General features: G+C 58.5%; 16 protein-coding genes. 4 read left to right on the top strand and 12 right to left on the bottom strand.

Annotation, left to right across the window (positions count from 1 at the left end; translation table 11 throughout):
- Positions 1 to 627: 627 nt before the first annotated feature.
- The 4 genes from JWQ90_RS12950 to JWQ90_RS12935 form a co-directional block, all read right to left on the bottom strand.
- Entirely contained in the window at positions 628 to 948 is a 321-nt protein-coding gene (locus tag JWQ90_RS12950) for a hypothetical protein (protein WP_299694563.1), read from the bottom strand.
- Positions 949 to 1173: 225 nt separating this feature from the next.
- Positions 1174 to 1356 carry a hypothetical protein gene (locus JWQ90_RS12945; protein WP_299694561.1) on the bottom strand — a complete coding sequence of 61 codons (183 nt, stop codon included), beginning with the start codon at positions 1354 to 1356 and terminating at the stop codon, positions 1174 to 1176.
- A gap of 1146 nt (positions 1357 to 2502) precedes the next feature.
- Positions 2503 to 3012 carry a hypothetical protein gene (locus tag JWQ90_RS12940; RefSeq protein WP_299694558.1) on the bottom strand — a complete coding sequence of 170 codons (510 nt, stop codon included), beginning with the start codon at positions 3010 to 3012 and terminating at the stop codon, positions 2503 to 2505.
- Positions 3013 to 3499: 487 nt separating this feature from the next.
- Positions 3500 to 4390 carry a DNA-binding protein gene (locus JWQ90_RS12935; RefSeq protein WP_299694555.1) on the bottom strand — a complete coding sequence of 297 codons (891 nt, stop codon included), beginning with the start codon at positions 4388 to 4390 and terminating at the stop codon, positions 3500 to 3502.
- Between the two features lie 106 nt (positions 4391 to 4496).
- Between JWQ90_RS12935 and JWQ90_RS12930 the strand changes: the two genes are divergently transcribed.
- From JWQ90_RS12930 to JWQ90_RS12920, 3 genes are read left to right on the top strand one after another with little or no spacing between them, the layout of a single operon-like run.
- The gene (locus JWQ90_RS12930) at positions 4497 to 5621 is read left to right on the top strand and encodes a site-specific integrase (protein WP_299694552.1); all 1125 of its coding nucleotides are present in this window, start codon (positions 4497 to 4499) and stop codon (positions 5619 to 5621) included.
- Positions 5622 to 5632: 11 nt separating this feature from the next.
- On the top strand, positions 5633 to 7642 hold the full coding sequence (locus JWQ90_RS12925) for an ATP-binding domain-containing protein (RefSeq protein ID WP_299694549.1): 2010 nt from the start codon (positions 5633 to 5635) through the stop codon (positions 7640 to 7642).
- Positions 7639 to 8268 carry a hypothetical protein gene (locus JWQ90_RS12920; protein ID WP_299694546.1) on the top strand — a complete coding sequence of 210 codons (630 nt, stop codon included), beginning with the start codon at positions 7639 to 7641 and terminating at the stop codon, positions 8266 to 8268. The genes JWQ90_RS12925 and JWQ90_RS12920 overlap by 4 nt, the downstream gene beginning before the upstream one ends.
- A 67-nt stretch (positions 8269 to 8335) precedes the next feature.
- Here JWQ90_RS12920 and JWQ90_RS12915 read toward each other — a convergent pair.
- Positions 8336 to 9516 (bottom strand): IS3 family transposase gene (locus JWQ90_RS12915; RefSeq protein WP_299694543.1). Its coding sequence is split into 2 segments (ribosomal slippage): positions 8336 to 9252 and positions 9252 to 9516, totalling 1182 coding nucleotides; the frame shifts between segments, so codons are not numbered across the junction.
- 507 nt (positions 9517 to 10023) lie between these two features.
- Between JWQ90_RS12915 and JWQ90_RS12910 the strand changes: the two genes are divergently transcribed.
- Positions 10024 to 10755: a hypothetical protein gene (locus JWQ90_RS12910; protein WP_299694540.1), complete on the top strand. Its 732-nt coding sequence runs from the start codon at positions 10024 to 10026 to the stop codon at positions 10753 to 10755.
- 97 nt (positions 10756 to 10852) lie between these two features.
- Here JWQ90_RS12910 and JWQ90_RS12905 read toward each other — a convergent pair whose 3' ends face one another.
- From JWQ90_RS12905 to JWQ90_RS12875, 7 genes are all read right to left on the bottom strand, one after another.
- A complete protein-coding gene (locus JWQ90_RS12905) occupies positions 10853 to 13267 on the bottom strand; it encodes a hypothetical protein (RefSeq protein WP_299694537.1) in 2415 nt (804 codons plus the stop codon).
- A 166-nt stretch (positions 13268 to 13433) separates the two neighbouring features.
- The gene (locus JWQ90_RS12900) at positions 13434 to 13757 is read right to left on the bottom strand and encodes a hypothetical protein (RefSeq protein WP_299694534.1); all 324 of its coding nucleotides are present in this window, start codon (positions 13755 to 13757) and stop codon (positions 13434 to 13436) included.
- Positions 13758 to 13894: 137 nt separating this feature from the next.
- Positions 13895 to 15820 (bottom strand): type II CAAX endopeptidase family protein, encoded by a 1926-nt coding sequence (locus JWQ90_RS12895; RefSeq protein WP_299694531.1) that lies wholly within the window; start codon positions 15818 to 15820, stop codon positions 13895 to 13897.
- A 9-nt stretch (positions 15821 to 15829) separates the two neighbouring features.
- Positions 15830 to 16246, bottom strand: coding sequence for a hypothetical protein (locus tag JWQ90_RS12890; RefSeq protein WP_299694528.1), 417 nt, complete (start codon positions 16244 to 16246; stop codon positions 15830 to 15832).
- Positions 16247 to 16348: 102 nt separating this feature from the next.
- Positions 16349 to 16705, bottom strand: a complete 357-nt coding sequence (locus tag JWQ90_RS12885) for a hypothetical protein (protein ID WP_299694526.1) — start codon at positions 16703 to 16705, stop codon at positions 16349 to 16351.
- A 46-nt stretch (positions 16706 to 16751) separates the two neighbouring features.
- Positions 16752 to 17003: a hypothetical protein gene (locus JWQ90_RS12880; protein WP_299694523.1), complete on the bottom strand. Its 252-nt coding sequence runs from the start codon at positions 17001 to 17003 to the stop codon at positions 16752 to 16754.
- 43 nt (positions 17004 to 17046) lie between these two features.
- Positions 17047 to 19296: a hypothetical protein gene (locus JWQ90_RS12875; RefSeq protein WP_299694522.1), complete on the bottom strand. Its 2250-nt coding sequence runs from the start codon at positions 19294 to 19296 to the stop codon at positions 17047 to 17049.
- Between the last annotated feature and the right edge of the window lie 496 nt (positions 19297 to 19792).

Genomic DNA, 19792 nt, shown 5'->3' with positions numbered 1-19792 from the left:
CGGCCACCGGCTACGCTCCTCGCTCGTCGTTCCTCCTCGCTCTTCGCTAGGCCGGCGACCGTTCATTCTGACTCCCAAGCGTATGTTGCGAGTTCATCCAGATGGGCTTGACGACGGGCAAGGGCAGGGGCCTCGATATCCGCGATGACGGCCAGGACCACCGGCCGGTCAGAGACTCGCGGCGGCGCTTGGCAGCAGTCGGCGTTACGCGGGCAGGCCGGACAGACGATGCCGGCCGGCGCGAAGTAGTCGGGAGGCTGGACGGGTTCCGAAGGCGCTTCCCGATCGAAGAAATCGCGAGAGGCCATCCGAGCCCGGGCTCGAGCCGCAGCGAAGCCGGATTCACCAAAGCCGACGCCAGAGTAGGCGGGCCTCATGACTCAGCCCCCTGACGTAGCGGCATGCAACCTTCCACTTCGGTCCAATTCGTGACCTCATTACCCGGATAGCGCAGGCCGAGCGCCTTGCGGTCACGCTCGCCAGCTCGCAGCCGGTGAAGTGTCAGCTGGCAGCCCTCGCAATCGCAGCTTTCGCCGCCGCACTGCGGACACGCTATGACACCGTTTGAATCGACGATGCCGACGAAGCCAGCGAGGCAGTCGTTGCAGAGACAATCCGGGCGGAGGCTCATAGCTTCCTGCCGAAGCGCTGCTGAGCTGCTTGCTTGCTGACGCCCAGCTCGGAAGCGATCTGAGACCAACTGACTTCACCGCGCTGGCGCTGCGCATCGATCGCTTGCCGTAGCAGCTCGTCGACCTCACGAGCGAGCGAGGCCAACAAAGCCAGATCCTCTGGATCGCCACCGCCGACACGCCGACCGAGAGACTGAAGCATGCGGCCGACCATCTGCCGGTAGTCGCTGTTCTCGACCACACGACGCCGGCTTTTACCGTCAAGGCTGCCTTGACGACGAATCGAGAGGGAGAGGAAGCCCGAGGCCATGTTCATCGAGCCAACAGCCGCAGAAGACGGTCGCCGTGACTCTGAGCCATAGCCTGGGAGCGATAGGGAGGGGTTCGGCGCACTTCGCGGCCATAGGCCTCGATGACGCCATGCCAGAGCTGAGCCGTGACCTGAACAACGCGGAGCGTCATAGGGTCACCGGGATGAACATCGAAACGACGACCAGGCCAACGACGGACCGGCACACCAGATCAATCGCTTGATCAAGGCTCATGTCTCAGCCCCGTCACCGTTGCAGCGCTGACAGACCTCGAAAGCGTCGCCGTTGTCGACCAGACCATAGCCGCCGCACTTGACGCAGGGGGTGAAACCGGCCGTGAAGATCGGAGCCAGCGGCAGCGGATCAGTCAACGGATCAACCAAATGGCTGACATCGAACAGTTGCAACGTCATGACCCGCCCCAGGCAATGCTAGCTAACAGCTAGATTGAGGACGACCCTAGCAGACTGCTACCTACCATAGCAAGTTGCTAGGGTATGCTTAGAACAGACACTGAAAACCTCGGGGACAGACGGATGAACCTAGTAGAACGAGCGGTAATTCACTTTGGAACGTTACAGGCAGTCGCCGATTTTTTGGGTGTAAGCGGTCCGTACATGTCACAGATCAAAACCGGCAAACGGAAACTGCAAGCGAAACACGCAGCGCTACTATCCGCAGAGCTGAAAGAGCCGCTGCTACCGAACATCATCGAGGCACTGGCAAACCTAGAACAACGATCGGAAGACAAGGAATTCTGGCTGGGAAAAGCTAGGCGGCTAGCGCAGACGGGAACGCTAGTCGCCGTATTCACCACCGTGTTCTATAAGACGCATTGTATATTATGTTAAATAATGGATTCGGCTAGGGACAAAGGATCCGCGTAAGTCACTCAGTTGTTCTTGGGTGGGATGTAAGTCGCATAAAAGTGAGAATCTTGCGGACGGAGCCTGGAAAGTTTGGGCAACGCTCACCCAATTTTGAAAGTCTCTCAACGCAAGGTGAAACCTCTTCTCGCACTTCCAAAGCTACCAACCCGTCTGGGATGTTAAGCAGATGCGCGAGCTGGCCGCCGAGCGGCTGGTGTCCGCTTTGGTCCATCGACCGCGGTATCGAACTAAGGTCTGCGCTGTCACCCGACGCGGGAGTTAGACCGTAGAGCGTGAGGGCTCTTCTCATTGATTCTGCGCAGAATCCGGAAAATCAACTGCAGCGGTCGACAGCAGCCTAGTCAGACAAATCTTCCGGACTGCGGCCTCGACGCACCCGAGATCACTGCTCAAACAACTGCATCGTCTTCGACATTCACCCCATGGCGGATTGCCCCGGTCCTGATGTACCTGTTGTTCGATGGGCCTCTGACCTACCTGCCGCGGAATTGCAGGCCACGGGAACAAATTTCTTCTCCTGCTTGTGTACTGCATCGAACAACGAAGCTGAATTTCGGATGGGCCGAAAGTTCAGAGGCTCCGCGGTTTCAGTCCCTTGCACTGCATCGCCTGCTCAATATCCGCGCCGATCGATGCGGAATTTACGCCGTATCGGCTCAACCTCCGCGCTCATCTACGCGCCGTTAAAGCCCGAGACGTCGACTCCTCCTCCTCGCCCGAACGAAGCGCCTGCTCGTACGTTGTCTCCGGCAACCTGTTCCTCGGTACGGGTTGTTCGGCACGCCAGCTCACTTCACCCAAGGCCAGGAATCTCTCAATCAAGCCGCTCACCACGTCCCGCGTGAGGCTCGGCGCGTCGACGACCGCATGCAGGCCGATCGCTCCCTCGAATCCCCGATCGACCGAAAACTCCTCAAAGGTCATCAATTCGCCAGAGCGGCAAATCTCGCCCTCGAGGCGCTGCGTCTCCTCGGCAAGTGTCCGGCCTTCGAAGCGTTCATAGGGTGGATCGGAGCGGGCGGCAATCGTGTAGCTCAGCGCTTTTCCGGTCGGCGACCTCTCGCACACCTCGAGTCGGATCTTGGGTCGCGCAGCGATTTCGGCGTCGGACAACATCGACCAAGCCTGATCTGATGCGATGCGTTCCGCGGTGTCCCAGAAGCACTTCTTCGCTGTCATGATCTGGGCGCGCCAGATGATGGTCTTCGGCGCCTTTCGGCTTAGGAATCGGACCTCGTCCCGTTGGTTGTAGATCGTCGGGCGTCCAGGCTCATCGCACCGAGCGGTGAGTACGCAATTGTCGACGCGTCTCAAAAGACGTCGCTATTTCGCTAACCATCTCACTGACGACCGGCGACGCCTCTAGTGAAATGATCCCGGGTTCTAAGTTGTTCAGCCAAACCTATTTCCTAGCAAGTGCCGCAGCCCGCAAATCCCGAAGCTCAGAACGCGCAGCGTCCCGCATCTTCGTTCGTTCGTACGTTGCGCTATTGTCGGAGAACATCGACTCCAGCCAAATATCACGGGTATCGAAATTCTCAACGGCGTAATCCAGCCAGCTCTCATAGCCCGATGGAGGCGGCGGTGGTTCGTCTTCGTTCGCAGTCACAGACTCCATCCAGTTCTCCCAGTCTGAAAAATGCGTGTTTGGTTAACTATTGCGAAACTACACGCGAGCTCGCTTCTGAATTCCCCGGTTCTGCCGCTTGGCCGGGCCGGATCGTCCATCGAAGGATCGGCGAAGGCCGACTAGTTCACCCTCAGCGACGATACGACTCTCACGTTCTCGTGCCAAGTCTATCTCTAGCCCCTTCATACTGGCTTGAAGGGAGGCCAGCCGCACGTCTTTGTTCGCCAGATCCTTCGCGGACGTGTCGATCGTCGCCCGAAGCAGCTTGAACTCTTTCTCCTTCTCAGCGGCCGCGCGCTTTGCCGCCGTCCTCAGTTCATCAATTTCGGCCAACCAACGGCGCTCGTTGCCTTCCCACTGCCCACGGATGCGCTCGATCTCCCGAGCCGACTGATCCTTAGAATGAGCCCATTCGGTAGACAGGGTCTGGGCCCTTAATTCGGCCTCCCGGGTGCGGGCTTTCTCGGCGTCCAGGGTGGTTTCGAGAGCCGCGATCCGGCCGGCCGAGGTCGAGTTCTGAGCTGAAACGTGGGCCAAATCGGTCCTCAGAGTTTCAATCAGGGCGGAGACGCTGGATCTCTCATGGGCCAGGTCCAGCCGTTCGGCCGCAAGCCTTTCCCGGTCACGCGCGAGGGCATCGCGATCCGGGACCAACGCCTCCTGGGCATCCCGACCTGCTTGTTGGCGGATGCCGTCGTAGAGCTTGCGGCACAGGTCCGCCAACGCCGCCGGCAAGTTCTCGGCATCTAATTTGCCGGCCATTCGCTTCGCCAGCGTTGACCACCAGGCGTCGAGGTGTCGGTTAACGGTATTCGGCGAGCCCGTTCCGAGTTCCTGGCGAACGCGTTCGATGGTGGGCCGATCGCCGCGCTCCAGAAGGAGGTCGGCCGCCTGAAAGACGTCCTGTTCCGTGATTCCGCGTGGCATTGCAGACCTCCTGATTCCGATTTAGGGTATGCCCTACTCTACCCACGATAATTGTTGGTTATCGTCGGTCAACGCAAAATTCTGTTATATTTAGTACGTCGTACATATGAATTATGTCGATATGGCCTCCGCTCGCAAAGTCGTCAAACCTCAGAAGCCGTCGGCCATCTCCCCTGCTCTGACGTCGACGCCGCTGTCGGCGACCGAACTCGGTGCGCAGGCGCGAAAGGCGGCCGAGGAAATTTTGCTGGCCGGCCAGGCCGAGAACACCCTCAAGAGCTACCGCAGTGCGCTGCGGTACTGGGCGGCCTGGATCCAGGCTCGATATGGGATGCCGCTCACCCTGCCCGTTTCAGTGCCAGTTGTGGTGCAGTTCATCGTCGATCACACCGCTCGGACCAAGGCCGGTGAAACCGTGATCGAGCTGCCACAGGAGATCGACGAGCGACTCGTCGAGGCCGGATTCAAAGGTGCTTTGGGGCCATTGAAGATGGCCACCGTGACGCATCGCCTGTACACGCTATCGAAACTTCATCAGCTCAAACACGTAGCCAACCCCTGCGACGACGCTGACGTTCGGCATCTGATCTCGCGGGCTAAGCGAGCTGCCGCGAAGCGTGGCGAAATGCCGACCAAAAAAACTGCAGCAACTCGGGAACCGCTCGAAATGATGCTCGCAACGTGCGATGGATCACTGCAAGGAATCCGTGACCGGGCTCTACTCCTCTTTGCCTGGGCCAGTGGCGGGCGCCGTCGTTCGGAGGTGGCCGAAGCTACCGTGGAGCAATTGCGAAAAGTTGCTGACGATCTCTACCTCTATCGAATGCATCGCTCGAAAACGAACCAGTCCGGCAAGGAAACCAGCGATAAACCGCTTCGCGGGAAGGCTGCCGAAGCGATGAGTGCGTGGTTGGCTGCCGCCGGGATCAAGGACGGGCCATTATTCCGACGCCTGTGGAAGGATCGCGTTGGAATCGGCATCACGCCCGCCGCGGTCGCCGATATCGTGAAGCGGCGCGCGGCGCGCGCTGGGATTGAAGGCGACTGGGCAGGACACAGCTTGAGATCTGGCTTTGTAACGGAGGCCGGTCGCAGGAAAATACCGCTTGGTGACATTATGGCGCTGACGGAGCATCGTCAGGCTGGAACGGTAATGGGGTATTACCGGTCGGGGGAACTGTTCGAAAGTGAAGTCGCGCTCCTTGCAGAGCGTCCGGTCGTAAGCAAATAGAGGATCTCGGGATGAGTAGTTTTTTTTACCTGGAGGCGGAAGAAACCGCGCGTAACCACTCCTTCTTAAAAGAATTAGAAGCGTATTGCAATTCAAAAAAGAAGCAGGCTTATGTCGTGAGCCGCCCTTTGGGTGATACAAGATATAACTACGCTCAACGCGACTCTATTGTCGTATTGATGCCACAGCAGAAAATTAGCTTTATCGATTTCGCAGGTGAATCTTCGATCTTCGACGAGTTTGTAGATGATTTCCTCGAAGATCTGGGGTCGCTTTCCGATAAATACAAGTACAAAGACGTCATCGGCCGCCCCAGAAGTTGGAGAGATGATCTCATTGCAAAGTATGCCACCTCTGTTTCCGTCGGAGACCTCATAGCCGAGACTGGAATAGTTGACTCTCGACGTCAGAGAGTGTGTGAACTGCTAATTTCTCTACTTACCGGAAGCATCAACGATGTGGAAAAGGTAAAAGCCGATATCCCTGACACATTGCTTGATAGAGTCAAGCAGAAGATCCTTCTATTTGACGGAGATCAAACGCGCTTCATTTATCAACGGCCAGAGCACTCCCCTATCCGTATCCAAGGACTGTCTGGTACAGGAAAGACCGAACTTCTCCTTCACAAGCTTAAAGATCTGTATGTAGGCACCACGGCCTCTCGTATTGCATTTACCTGTCATAACAGAATTCTCGCCGACAGCATGCGACGGAGAATTCCCGATTTTTTCAACTTTATGAAGGTTGAACAACAGATTGCATGGGAGGAAAACTTATGGTGCATGCATGCGTGGGGCGGCTTCTCCAATATACACTCGGGAACATACCGTTATATTTGCCACTTTTATGGAATCCAATTTTTTCCTTTTGGAGCAGTTGGTAGCTTCGACGCCGCATGCAAAGCGGCTTTAGAAGCCATTAGCTTTAAATCCAGCGACGAATACGCTTTCGATTTCATGCTGATAGACGAAAGCCAGGATTTCCCAGAATCATTTTTTGATCTGTGTTGCAAAGTAACTCACGACACTGTTTACATCGCGGGAGATATTTTTCAGAGCATATTCGACGACGCGCCGAGAACTGTAGACTCGGACTATCTTCTGAGCAAATGCTATAGAACTGATCCAAAAACTCTGATGTTTGCTCACGCGCTTGGCATGGGCTTGTTTGAACCTCGCAAGCTCCGCTGGCTGGACGATGATCAATGGAAAGCCTGCGGGTACATCGTTGAGAAAGTCAATAGCGGAGGTACCTACCGACTTAAGCGAGAGCCATTAAGAAGATTTGAGGACATCGATAGGGAGAACGTCTCCAGTGTCGAGCTTGTAAAGGTTCCAACGCCGTTCTACACCGAGGCGACCGCCGAAATCGTTCGACTCATCAGGCAGATTCGTGAAAATAATCCGACGGTATTCCCGGACGATATCGGTGTGATATTTCTCGATTCCGGGCAGGCTGTCTATCGGGTGGCGGACGAACTTGAACAGGTCGTTCCACGCGAGTTCGGTTTTGACGTCAATAAGGCTTATGAATCGAAGCGCCGCGAAAAAGGTACGCTATTCATCAGCAACCGGAACAATGTGAAAGGACTTGAGTTCCCTTTTGTAATTTGTGTCTGTGCACGAATACAGTTCTCACCTTCGTATCGTAACGCCCTGTACATGACCCTCACTCGATCATTTGTACAGACATATCTTGTGCTTTCCGGAGACTCCAACGCATCGCTATTTCCGTTTATCGAGCCGGGACTTCAGACAATTAACGGACGTGGTTATATCGAAGTAGCTGTTCCCAGTGAAAATGAGCGAGCACAAATCAAGACCGGCATCAAATACGCGACCGCGGCTGAATCATTCTTTGACTTTCTTAACGGAATATTCAACGAGATAAATGTCCTTCCCGTCCACAGGGAGGCAATGACAGATCTGGTAAAGAAGCTCGTGGGCGAGGATTTCGATAGAGAAAACGTGAGTGAAATTGTCGCATTTAATTACAAAAAGCTACTGGAGCGAGAGAAGTGAAGCTATTTCGCTTCCCATACGACACAGTACAGGCGGAATGGATATTTTCACCCGTCCGCCGTCGCGGCGACGTGATTACTCTTTTAATGAACGCGATAAAACTGATGATCGTGAATCGGCCTCCTCCAGATGATTTTGTAGCAGGCGAGCTAGTGCTCTCTGTGTCAAAAATGAGCAGGCTATTTTTTTCGTGCGAAAGCAAGATTATCTCGCTAGCCTTTCCATTTTTTACGGAAACGAATGAAGAAGGCGTCTTCTTTCGTAGCCAATTGTATGGAGATATTGATAGTCGCGTGACTTCTATTCTATTAGCTTTGGTTACTTCAAATACTGTACTAACTTGCACAAGTGCACTTGATTTAGCCGGTATCTTTGAGGAAGAGGTCGCCGGGGATACAGCACTGTGGCCTCTATTTTTCGATCTCCTTACGTACGACGATGGGTATTTACGATACGAGTGTGATGGTGAGCGCCAGAACGGGCATCTACATCCGTTGCACCATCTCGATATCTTTTATTCAGGTCGGGCAACTTTTAAGCTTGGACTGCGACGAGGAATCGATGTCGATGGCATGCGTGACGTCATGGATCTTCTAACGGACTGCTCCTACCTTGCCTCTGCTTAGATTATTGGTGGCAGCGCCTTCATGATTTTGAGCTGCCCTCTGAATTTCGTCTTCCAACGGAGCGCTCTTATGCTGCCTTTGGTTGCTGATTCTGCTGACTGATCCAGTCATGCAAGAACTGAGTCGGCGAGCAGTAGTTCAGCGTGGAGTGGCGGCGTCTCCGGTTGTAGAAGACAGCAATGTATTCGAATAGATCGGCAGCGGCAGCTTCGCGCGTTGCGTACCGAGTGCTGTAAACGCGTTCGTTCTTGAGGCTGTTGAAGAAGCTTTCGGTGGGCGCGTTGCCCCAGCAATTGCCCTTGCGGCTCATCGACGCGGTCATACCGTAATCGGCCAGTTTGGCTTGCATGACGTGGCTGGCGTACTGACTTCCGCGGTCGCTGTGGAAGATCACGCCCGGCTCCGGTTTACGCCGGAACCAGGCCATCGCCAGCGCATCGGTGACGATGTCGGCGGTCATGCGCGGCTTGATCGACCAGCCGATCACTTCGCGATTGAACAGATCGAGCACCACCGCCAAGTACAGCCAGCCTTCGTCGGTCGCGATGTACGTGATATCGCCGGTCCACACACGATCCGGCGCCGCCGGCGAGAACTGGCGGTCCAGCAGATTGGCCGCCACGGGCAGGGCATGCTTGGAATCCGTCGTGGCCTTGTAGCGCCGCTTGTGGCGCGCCCGAACCCCGTTGTCGCGCATCAGCCGCTCGACGCGGCTCAGCCCCACGGGATGGCCCCGACCCTGCAGCTCGCGATGCATGCGCCGCGAGCCGTAGGCGCCGCGGACTTCGGCATGGATCGTCTTGATCACCACGACCGCCTGCACGTCGCTCAGACGCACCGAGCCCGGCGTGCCGCCCCCGAGCCAGGCGCGGTAGCCGCTGACGCTCACATCGAGCACGCTGCACATCTCGGGCAGCGGAAACTGCCGGCGCTCCAGCTCCATCCAGGCGTACTTCACAGCGCATCCTTGGCGAAGTACGCCGTCGCTTTTTTTAAGATCTCCACGTGCATCTTCAGCCGGACGTTCTCCGCACGCAGCCGCGACAATTCCATCTGCTCGGGTGTCACCGGCTTGCCGCTGCCGGCGCCCGCCAACGTGCCCGTCTGCGACGCCTTGGACCAGTTTCGCAGCGTCTGCTCCAACAACCCCAGCTCTCGCGAAGCAGGCGCTACGCCCACTTCCCGAGCCCGCTTCACGGCCTGCTCCTTGAACTCCGCCGTGTACTCTCGCTTCGGTATCTTCTTCATTTCGTCTCGTCTCAGTCATCGATACTACGCATCGATCCTTGGAAGACGAAATTCGAGGGGCAGCTCATTTGTCGTCAGCAGATCAGACTCCGAAGCTCGCAGAGCGGGCTACCCACGATAAGGGCAAATTGTTGTGCCCTTCAGTACCGTAAGCGGCAGCTGTGTACTGCGGATGCGGCCGATCGACGCAAAGGTTTACTAGTAGCGCTGAGCGGTGTTTCGAAGCCAGGGGAATTTCGTGTCCGTCCGTTCGAGTATGTGCATGAGCCCGAAAGGCTGGAAATCGCCTAGCAGTGCCTCGAACGACAGCGAAGCATGCTTGATAAAGCACAGATAAGGTCGAAGTCCCTAACACCTGATTCGAAAACCGGGTCCACTCCATATGTCAATGTAAGCGAATTGCATGGCTAAGCATATTCTACTGCCCGCCTTAGGGCATCATGGCTCGGGAAGTATCATAGTCGGCGGGCGCAAGGTTCGCCCTTAGGTTTCGCGAAAAGGATAGTCATGGTAGACACAACGAATCGGATAGATCGTGAACTTTTCGACAGAAAGTTCGTCGTCGCCGCGAGCGCAATTGGTCTGCTGTACGCTCTCATCGTCGCCGCGCTTGGAGCACTAGTGGGCAAGGAGGTCGCGGGCGTCGCCGGTGTCGCGCTGACGGCTCTCGCTACGGGGATATTCCGGCAGTTTGAAACGCTGCGCTTTCGCCGCATTGCCCAGGAGAATCCAGGTTACGCGGTATCATTTCCGAGATTCTCGTTTGCGAGGATGACGCTCTTCATCTTCACCTTTCTCGGTGCACAACTGCTGTATGCCTTCGTGCTCAATGCTGTCGTGCAGCTCTTGGGCATCACGCCCCCGTATCGTCCCGATGGTATGGTGCTGGTGGGTATCGACTGGTACACGATTGCGATCAATCTCATTCCACTTGTACTGGGCTGGATTACCGCAGCAGGTCTGCTGCGCCGCTGCATAGACAGCTTCTCATATGGTGAGCTCGCCATTGGCGCCCTGTTGGCCATTTCGATCCCCGACCTTATCTCGCTGTTAGTGGTGGCCATTAAGGACTGGTCGATGCTGAAGTTGGCATTCGGCGCCAAGGCCTTTGCATTTTTTCCGGCGTTTTGGCTTGCCGGTATAGTGCTGGCAGTGATCAGTGCTCGTATTGCTCGGCCAACTACGTTTGTATCAAATGACACTGTGCCGCCGCCATTTCCGGAAGCCTATGGCGGCTGATCCTGATCGCTCGCCGGCGCGTAGCACCAGTACGTCATCCATTTCTCGGCGAGTCCAAATCGTTGCCTCCATGTGGCGGCCGAGCCGAAGCAGCGCTTCAGTATTGCAACTCCGGTGCGCTGACCAGCACCACGCGGCGGTCCGCCTGCAGAATCGCGAAGGTCTGAGCGTCGATGTGCTCGATGCGATAGGCCCAGCCCTGAACACTAGGCATTTCGCCGGTCGCAACTGGCAGATAGGTGTCGAGGTCGAACGATACGAGCGAGTTGCCGCAGTAAGCCTGGACGGCGTAAGCCTCGCACACGGCAGCATAGGCCCGGCGCCGGTCCGGTTCGATCGATAGGCTGGCCAGCGCGAAGGAATTGTCTAGCGGGTTGGAGATGCCGGAAAGACGGGCGAGCGGCAGCGTTCCCGGCCATCCACCCGTTGCCGGATCAAACACGGCGCCGGTATCGGCGTAGAGCAGCCCGCCACCTACGGCGAAGGTGATGTCGAATGGATACCCGGCGTTCACCGGAAAGGCGTAGTCGAACGGCGATCCCAGTTGTGTCACTGCGCTCGACGAATTGAATGGCCAGCGCCACAAAGTCATACCCGTGCTTTGGGCATTGAAGCCATACAGCGCGCCGCCGTCCTCGCTCCAGCGCGACCAGGATGCGCTATCGCCGGCACCGGACAGCAGTGCCATGTCACGCATCAGGAACACTCCGTCGATCGCAACCGTGGCGGGGTCGCCTGGCCGCGCGGCCAGGCTTTTCGGAGCTGATCCAGCCACTGGCGGCGTCGAATCGTTGCCTGGTAGATCGGCTGTGGCCTCCAGCGCCAGGGAAGGCAACCGGAAACGCTGCAGCTTGCGGGACGTGGCGACATACAAATATTGCCCGCCGTCCGAAACCGCCAACGCGCCGGGCTCGGGCTCGGTGGGCACATGGGAAACTACTGCGGCGGTGCTTGGGTCGATCACCGCGATCGTACTTGGGTATTCAGGCGCCTCCATGGAGATCGAAGCCAGCAGCAGCCCATGCGTCTTGTCCCAGACGATGTCGTTCGCCACCACCGCCGTCGGCGTCATCGTGGGGGTATACCGTACAACGTGGGCCTGGCAGCAGGCGTCGGTGGGAATGCTGGCGATCGGTGCCGTGCGTCCTCCTGGCGCGACGAAAGGACCCCGCAGCGTCGTGAGCCGCCCGGATGCGCCGACCAGGGCAAGACCGTCGTCACCGAAGCGCACCATCCGCCGGACCAGGCCGGGCACGATGGATATCTGGTTTTCAATGTCCTCGCGCTGCACGTCAATGGTCTCGCGCGGTGCCAGCGTGTCGAGGTCGTAGGCGGTGATCACGGCGTTCCCGCTGTCGCCCAGGCTCACGACAAAGAACTGCCGGTTCGCTCGATCGACGGTGACAGTTCCGCTGGTCGGCAGCGTAGCAATGCGCTCCAGCGTGGTGGCATCGAAAACTCCGCCCAGGGAATCGTAGACGCGGCTACCGTCGTAGGCGGTCCAGTAGACGGTGTCGGCCGAGATGGTTCCGCTCGGCTGGCTCGCAGCGCTGACTTGAGCGTACGGAGTGGTCAGCGCCAGACGGTTGACCGCGCCCCCGAAGACCGAAGTGAACAGTGTTCCAGAATCGTCGCTCCAGGCAACGTTGTAGCTATCAAAAGTGTAGTACGGGCTGCTGGTGAGTGTTCGAGGGGACGCCCCGTCGAAAACGCGCAATTGCGTCGTCGGAGGTAGAGTCCGGTAGCTGATCGTCGCAACCCCCAGCGTCAGCGGAGCTCCGGGCGCCGCTGACATCTGCAGCGCAAAGGCCGGCTTACCGTCGTGACTGCTGCGCAATTGCGAATTCACGGGATATGTGGCCTCGAGCAGCAGCCCCGGCAGGCGGTAGCGCTTTACGACATCGCTGCCGCTAAAGCCCACGTATAGGTATTGTCCGTCGTCCGAAATCGCGACCGAACTGGGCTCGCTGCCCGCCCAAATGTCGGCCGTGATTGCGCCGCTCACCGGATCGAAGGCCAGGATCGAATTGGGACCCACCGGCGCATCGGAGCCCACCGCCAGATAAAGCACCTGCGCGCGAGAGTCCCAAGCCGCATCGTTGACCGCGTTGTCGGAAACCTCAAAGGCGTAACGGTCCGACACCGCAACTACTGCCACGGCGACCGACGTGCTGCTGCTACCCGACGCGGCATTGCTGCAGGTGATCGTATAGGTGCCCGTCGCGGTCAAGGGTCCGACCGTCCGCTCGCCGCTAGTCTCCAGGGCGCCAGACCATGCGCCGCTGGCCGTACAAAGTTCGGCATTCTGGGAGGTCCAGACTAGGTGAACCGACTGTCCACTGGTGATGCGCGCCGCGGACGAAGTCAGCGCCACTGTCACCGGAGGCAGCGGGGGCGTTACCGGCGCCGCATCGGTATCGGTCGACTGGCCACCGCCACAGGCGGCGAGACCTGTGGCGAGCACGCAGGCGCCAACTCTTCGAAGTTTCAGGAGCAGGAATCGAATCAGCATGGCGATGGAGGCTGTAGAAAAACCCGAGGTACTTGCGCTGCAGTCTAACGGCACAAGCCCCCCTTCCCCACCCCCGATAAGCAGGCATTGTCGCCATACCTCGCAAGCGCCCGAAGCAGCACTGTGACAACCGGCACTTGTCGGCCCAGCTAAGATCATAGGAACATCACCGATGGCTAAAGAGCGCTAGCAGTATCGAAACCCCGATGTTCACAACGATCACCACCGAGGTGTAAATCGCCGCGCGCGCGGCCGGCAACGCCAAAAGCCCCTTAAGCATGTAAAAGGTAAGGCCGGCGAAGATCGCGGCATTCGCAAACTGACCCCAGAGGCCGGCGTCCAACACATAGGCGATGCCGCCCACGACCAGCGAGGCGAGCAGCGGTGCGATGACGATGCCTGACACATCCATGAAGTCGAGGTTGCGCTCGCGCTCGAAGATGCGCACCAGAATCATGAGAATCCCGCACGTGATGAATGCCGCAATCATGTTCTCTCCTGGATGGGAAACAAAAACTCGGCTCGGATACGGACCGGGCGCTTGATTTCGCGCTCATTCTAAAGACGCCTTCGATGTAAACACGTCGCGCATCGCACCTGATGTCGCAGACGATTTCACGAGATGGATCAAGGTGTCACTGTCAGCGAGCGGGTCACACCGACAACGGACAGACAGGCGAAAACATTATTGATGACGTGCAGCGCCATCGGCGCCAGTAGTCCGCCGCTTTGGCGAGCCAGCCACGCCGCGATCAGAGCGAGCGCGGTCAGGAACAGATAGGCTCCGGGCTGGTCGTGCAGCACCACGAATACGGCGGCCTGCATCAATGCCGCGGTCCGCCAGCCGAAGTAGCGCGTTCCGGCCTGCAGGAAGACGCCGCGGAAAATGACTTCCTCGATCAGCGGCGTGAGGAACGCCGTCGCTATCAGCATCGGCCCCCAACCGTAGTACGCATATATCCCTTGGGTCGCTCGAATCGTGTCGCTGCCCAAGGCCAATCCAGGCGCCGCAATTGTCGAGGCCGCACGCTGGATGACGTTGGCCAGCACCAGAAGTGCGAACCCGAGAGCGGCGCCGGTGAAAATTGATTGCGGGACACTCCACCTGCCCGTCCAGAACTGGCGCCATCGCGCACGGCCGAAGAGAGGTACCAGCGCGATCAACCCCAGCACGTTCGCCAGCAGGAATGCCTGGGCGAGCGTCTCTTCACTCGCGGTGGAAACCTCGATGGACGGTCGAGCGTTGCTGAACGCGCCAAGCGCCTGCTCGAACTGTCCGTAGCACAGCAGGTAAAACGGGATGCTGCTGCTGAGCAAGAAGGCAGTAAGTCCGTACCACAGGTGCCCTAAACCCCAACTCGGTTGAACCGGCGGCACCCACCCACGAGCGCGCCGAATCAGAATCACATAGTGCAACGGGAGCACGATCAGCGCAGGGGACAGGATGATGGTCAACATCACCAATCCCAAAGCGGCGAGGCCGCGGATATCAGACCACTGCCACGACACGGCGGGGTAACGGACCGCCAGCCGCAAGCGGAAATAGCCCCAAGGATCGCCTCTTCGGTTTTGCCCTTGCAGCTTTCGGTAGGCCGCCTCGGCCTCCTCGAGGCTACCCTGGCTCAGTTGAAGCAGGAACAACTCCCGGGCCACGCTAGGGTTGGCATTCGAGGAGACAACGGGCTCAGCCCGGAGCGCGTTGAGCAGAGCGGAGCCGTCCTCTGCATATCCGCTGCCAATCAACGCCCGAGCCAGTCGCATCCGCGTCCCGTCATCGAGCTTCAGGGCATCTTTGCTCCGAGCCAGATCCAAGGCCGCTTTAGGTTCATTGAGGTCGAGCAGCGTCGATACTGCGCCGCGCAGGGTCCAGACGTTCAGTTGCTCCGGCGGAATCTGCCGTACCAACGTGCTGGCCTGAGCCGGGGCCCCGATCTGGATAAGATATCTGGCGGCGGACAACCGAAGTGAGGACGCTGAACTCAATTGCACCGCTCGCAAGGCGTGCTCCCCGGACTTGAGCGGATCCGTCCGGGCGTAACGCTGCGATAGCCACTCATGGAGTCTGGCCTGTTGATCGACTGGCCAGGACGTGGCCTCCCTGAGAAGCAGTTCAGCGCGCGGAATCGCATCCTCATCCCACGACCCCTCGAGCAGGAAGAGCTTCACCGCCGAATTACCCGCGAGCCGGCCTACACTCAAGCTCTCGCGGCAGCGCTCGGCATCCGCCGGCGCCGATTCAATGGTCAGGTCTTCCACCTGAGCGAATCGGTCGATGAAGCGACATCGCTCGACCGCGGCTATTCCGTCGTCTGGATGCGCCCGCAGGTACGCGTCGTAGACCGCCACGATTCGCTGATACGCGGCCGCTTGCGCCGTATCGACCTGCTGCTCGAAGTGCTCGCGTCCTTCCGCCCCGAATGGCCAGACATCCGCGGTCGCCGCCGCCTTTCCGCTGACCGTCGCCAGGAGGATGACAAGCCAAGTGGCAGCGCCTGCCATACCGGATCGGGGCGATGCGGTCGCGACGTGTTTCTTGCGGTCAGTCTGATGCACCGTGCTGTCTCAGAAGCGCCGCAAACGACGCAGCATGAGCAGGTAGAGTCCAATTCCGAGGTACACGCCGATGCTCAGCTGAAGCTGGCGAGGAAGCCCGCGCAGATAGTCCAGATCGAAACTCCGATCCTGCAGATTCATCTCGGTCGGATATAGCTGGGCGAAGGCATGGCACTGCAGTGCCAGGACGACGAGGAGCAGGAGCAGCGCGCCAATCGACTTGCGGTAAACGCCGTAGGCCGCTCCGAAGCTGCACAAGGCTTGAGCCAACGCGGAGAGCGCTGCGCCGGATGCCCACATCAACGGCATGCGATCGATCAGAACCGCCCACCACACCCCGCACCATGTCCACAGGCCCGCGATCAATAGGTACACGGTGACGGCCCCGACGTACCACGGTCCCCACCATCCTTTCTTTTGTGCCATCAATTATTCCTCGCGCCTATGCGAAGGCGCAGCCACGGCGGCCCGGAGACGGTAAACATTAGGGATGCGCGAGGTGAGCCGAAGGCCGACGCCGCTTGGAATTCAGAGTTGAGGTTCGACCTTCGCGTCGCGACGCACTGGAAACATCGGCTCCCAGGGGCTTGCCGTGTTGAAGAGCAGGTAGAGGCCGATCAGCGTGCCCAGGGGAAAAGCGCACAGCAGCAAGATCGAGATCAGGATCGAACCGACTCGCGCGCCCGGCGTTCGTTCCCTAGCCCCTCGGGCGATCGCGTGATGGGCGAAGCCGATCAATACCAGAACGCCAACGAAGCCCCAGAGGGCGGCCGGTACCGGCTTCCCGGTCGGGATGAACATCACGATCACCAGACCGATGACCAGAACCCCGTAAAACCAGGACAGCGCCCGGTGCGCACGCGCAACCTTGATGTGACGTTCCATAGTGTTCCCCCCTACGCATAAAGCTGATGCGAGAACGGCGACAGCCCTACTCTTTCCAGCAGAACTGTTCGTCTACATGCCGCTCCAGCCGTCCCTGGTGCAAAGCCTCAAGATTTTTCGGGTCGGCCAGATATTGCGCATCCTTCTCCGCCCGACTCTTGATGCCCTCAATCGATTTTTTCAGATTCCCCGCTCGGTCACCGGGCAGGGCCGGGACCTGCTCCATAAACATCACCTCATACGGGTGCAGTTCGACCCACTCTATGGATCTGCGGCTCGCCTCTCCCTGCTTTTCCAAATCGCAGAACGCGTAGCTATTGATGAATGGTCCTGAGTCAGCGTTAGTTGATCGGCACCACCAGAATCCGCTGATCTCCGGCAACGAACACCGTTTTGTCATCCAAAGATGACGCCATTTTGATCGTATAAGTATTAAACGAGACGCTAGCCTGATCTGCCAACGCGATGCGCTTGAGCAGCGGGTAAACCGCACCCGGCGTCAACGTACCATTGAGATCATAGACTTCGATGGCTGCATTGCCTTTATCGTCCTGGACATAAACAAAAGCGCGTGCCCCGTTGTTCGACGCCAGAGCCACACCCCCGCCTGGCACATGTCCCAGCAGACTCAAGGAGCCGCTGTAAACATCGGCGTTCTGGAGAACTACTTTCGACGCGGTCCCGCTCACACTTACCCCAGATAGATTGGCACTGGCCGAGCCGGTGCTGATGCTGTTATTAAGGGCATTCATGAAGAACACTGATTGTGCGGGGCTCACTCCATTGCTGCCGGCATAGACGCGGCTGCCATCACGGCTAGCAGCCGCCAGGCCGTTATACAGATAGCCATCGAAGTAGGTGTTGCTGACCAGCGTGCCGTCCACATCGTCGTACAAATAGGACGGCGTAAAACCACTGCAGTCCGCCAGGTCGAAGACGATGAAGAACTTGCCGTCGTTGAGAGCGGCCAGCTGATTAAAGTACCCGCCGCAGAAGGGATCGGGGTTGCTGAGCTTTTCTTGGGCGATCAGCACATCTGCCGTGAGATCGGCAGTCTGGATCGCATTGCGAGTGGTCATGACCAGACGCTTGCCATCGGGCGCCACCGCAGCGTCGGTCAACCCCGCCAGAATGAATTCCGGCAAAGTCGTCCATCCCCCGCCTTGATACTGGTAGCGCTCCAAGCCGCTGTCAGGCTGATTCACTGCCCATAACATCTGGCGCTCGGCATCGTAGATCAGCCGCGAGCGTATACCTGCCACTGGAATCGATGCGTACGCATAGGCCGGCTCGGCAACGGTGACCAGTTCGGCTTGACCACGCTGAAGCCCGGATGCGCTGTTCACCGTCACCGGATAGCGCCCCGCCGCAAGGGCCGGATAGCTGGAACGCAATTGCGTATCGCTGTCGGGCGCAATCGGAGCCGTCGACGAAGCTCCAATTATCAACGTTAGCGGGCCGCCTTGATCAGCAAAATGCTGACCCCGCACGTACAACGATCCGGCTTTTCCCGCCAGAGCAAGATACGGACCCACATAATTGACGCTCGGCAAGCGAAGATCCAGGCTGACGGGCAGTACCACGGTCTGAGCGCTTGCATCGTCGTTGTCATAACGCACGGTCACTGCGGCTTGATAAGCACCGTTCGGCAATGTCGCCACGACCTCTGGCACCAGACTGAGGCTGACCGACGTCGCCGGCGCACTGCCGCCGCTGGTCGGCGTGGCCTTGAGCCAAGCCGCGTCGACAGACGTGATCTGCCAGTTCACCGACTCACTGGTCTGCGTGCCACCGAGTTCATCGGAGAAGTTCGCAGCCTGGGTCATCGCCTGGCTGGTGGTTTTCGAATCGACCGAAAAGGCAAAGTTCTGTGGCGATACGACCAGTTTGGCAGCGCGCACATCCAGGCTGACATCGAAGACGCGGCTCGCTCCCGAGGTGGTATCCGTCACCGTCACAGTGGCCTGGTTTGCCCCCACCGCAACGTCGCTGGTATTCGCCTTCACGCTGACGGCCGCCGCACCCCGGCCGGACGTCGGTGACACGCTGAGCCACGGCTGCGAGGCAGAGACCGTCCAACTGGCTTCTGATCCCTGAATACTGATCGAATAACCGCTACTGGGGCTTGGCACCTCAGCACTCTTGCGCACCGCCCCAAAGGACATCGCCGGCGCCGTCGCATCAAAGGGCACCACCACCTGCAGGGTCACTGGCATGTCAACCGTTTTAAGGTTGCTGCCATCTTCATGGCCGGTAACGAAGCGCACCGTGGTGGAATAAGTCCCGGCCACGCCGACGTCGGCGACGGAGAAAGCAAAGCTTACTGCGGAGGCAGACGCATCTCCCTGCTGCTGAATCATCAGCCACGCCGGAATGGCTGTTCCTGGCGGATAACCCACAATCACGCCGTCGCCCGAAAAGTGCACCGCCACGATCTGCGGTGCTGGTGCCGCTTGGCCTACTGCTGCATTGAACGTGAGCGACTTCGGCGAAATGCTGATGGACGTGCCGCTGGACCCGCCGCCCCCACACGCCGGGAGACCAAGCAACAAACAGGCGAGCAGACACAAGCGTAAGGCCGCGTTGATCACGGCAATCCCCTAGAAGTTATCCCCGTCACGACACTACTTGAGATCAAACCGGATTGGCAATGGCTGCGCCCGCTTCGCAGCAATCGCCGTGACGCTCCCGCGGAACGAGACCTGAAAGTACGTCGGCCCTCTTGAAAATCGCGCTCTGAGAGCAATCGCAGGCAACAAGTACAGGCTTAAGCACATCTCAAACCGCTGACTTTCAGCGAACTAAACATCTTGCATGCAAAGGGCAGCGACTCGAAGCCTGGCAACCCCACGGACACGAAGGCTTATCGATACCCAGCATCGAACCATCACTTCGAACTGATCAGCTCTCAGCGGGTAGCGGCAGCCGGGCTGGCCTTTGAGCTGCTTCTGATCATTCGTGCCAGACGATCGACTCCATCAAGGTTCGTAGACCTTAGGACTTAGGACGCAGTCGACGCTGCAATCGTGAACCAGCGCACGCACTCGCGCGCTGGCGATGCGCTTGTGCGCTTAAGCTTATCGCGAG

This window comes from Hydrocarboniphaga sp., assembly GCF_028291725.1.
GTDB lineage: Bacteria > Pseudomonadota > Gammaproteobacteria > Nevskiales > Nevskiaceae > Hydrocarboniphaga.
The sequence above is the reverse complement of the archived record's forward strand: the minus strand, read 5'-3'. Positions and strand labels throughout refer to the sequence as shown.

Coding starts and splice junctions, on each gene's coding strand:
- JWQ90_RS12935 (WP_299694555.1), bottom strand. CDS start 4,390: ATGCCACGCGGAATCACGGAACAGGACGTCTTTCAGGCGGCCGACCTC.
- JWQ90_RS12945 (WP_299694561.1), bottom strand. CDS start 1,356: ATGACGTTGCAACTGTTCGATGTCAGCCATTTGGTTGATCCGTTGACT.
- JWQ90_RS12890 (WP_299694528.1), bottom strand. CDS start 16,246: ATGGCACAAAAGAAAGGATGGTGGGGACCGTGGTACGTCGGGGCCGTC.
- JWQ90_RS12950 (WP_299694563.1), bottom strand. CDS start 948: ATGAACATGGCCTCGGGCTTCCTCTCCCTCTCGATTCGTCGTCAAGGC.
- JWQ90_RS12885 (WP_299694526.1), bottom strand. CDS start 16,705: ATGGAACGTCACATCAAGGTTGCGCGTGCGCACCGGGCGCTGTCCTGG.
- JWQ90_RS12905 (WP_299694537.1), bottom strand. CDS start 13,267: ATGCTGATTCGATTCCTGCTCCTGAAACTTCGAAGAGTTGGCGCCTGC.
- JWQ90_RS12910 (WP_299694540.1), top strand. CDS start 10,024: ATGGTAGACACAACGAATCGGATAGATCGTGAACTTTTCGACAGAAAG.
- JWQ90_RS12925 (WP_299694549.1), top strand. CDS start 5,633: ATGAGTAGTTTTTTTTACCTGGAGGCGGAAGAAACCGCGCGTAACCAC.
- JWQ90_RS12930 (WP_299694552.1), top strand. CDS start 4,497: ATGAATTATGTCGATATGGCCTCCGCTCGCAAAGTCGTCAAACCTCAG.
- JWQ90_RS12900 (WP_299694534.1), bottom strand. CDS start 13,757: ATGATTGCGGCATTCATCACGTGCGGGATTCTCATGATTCTGGTGCGC.
- JWQ90_RS12940 (WP_299694558.1), bottom strand. CDS start 3,012: ATGACAGCGAAGAAGTGCTTCTGGGACACCGCGGAACGCATCGCATCA.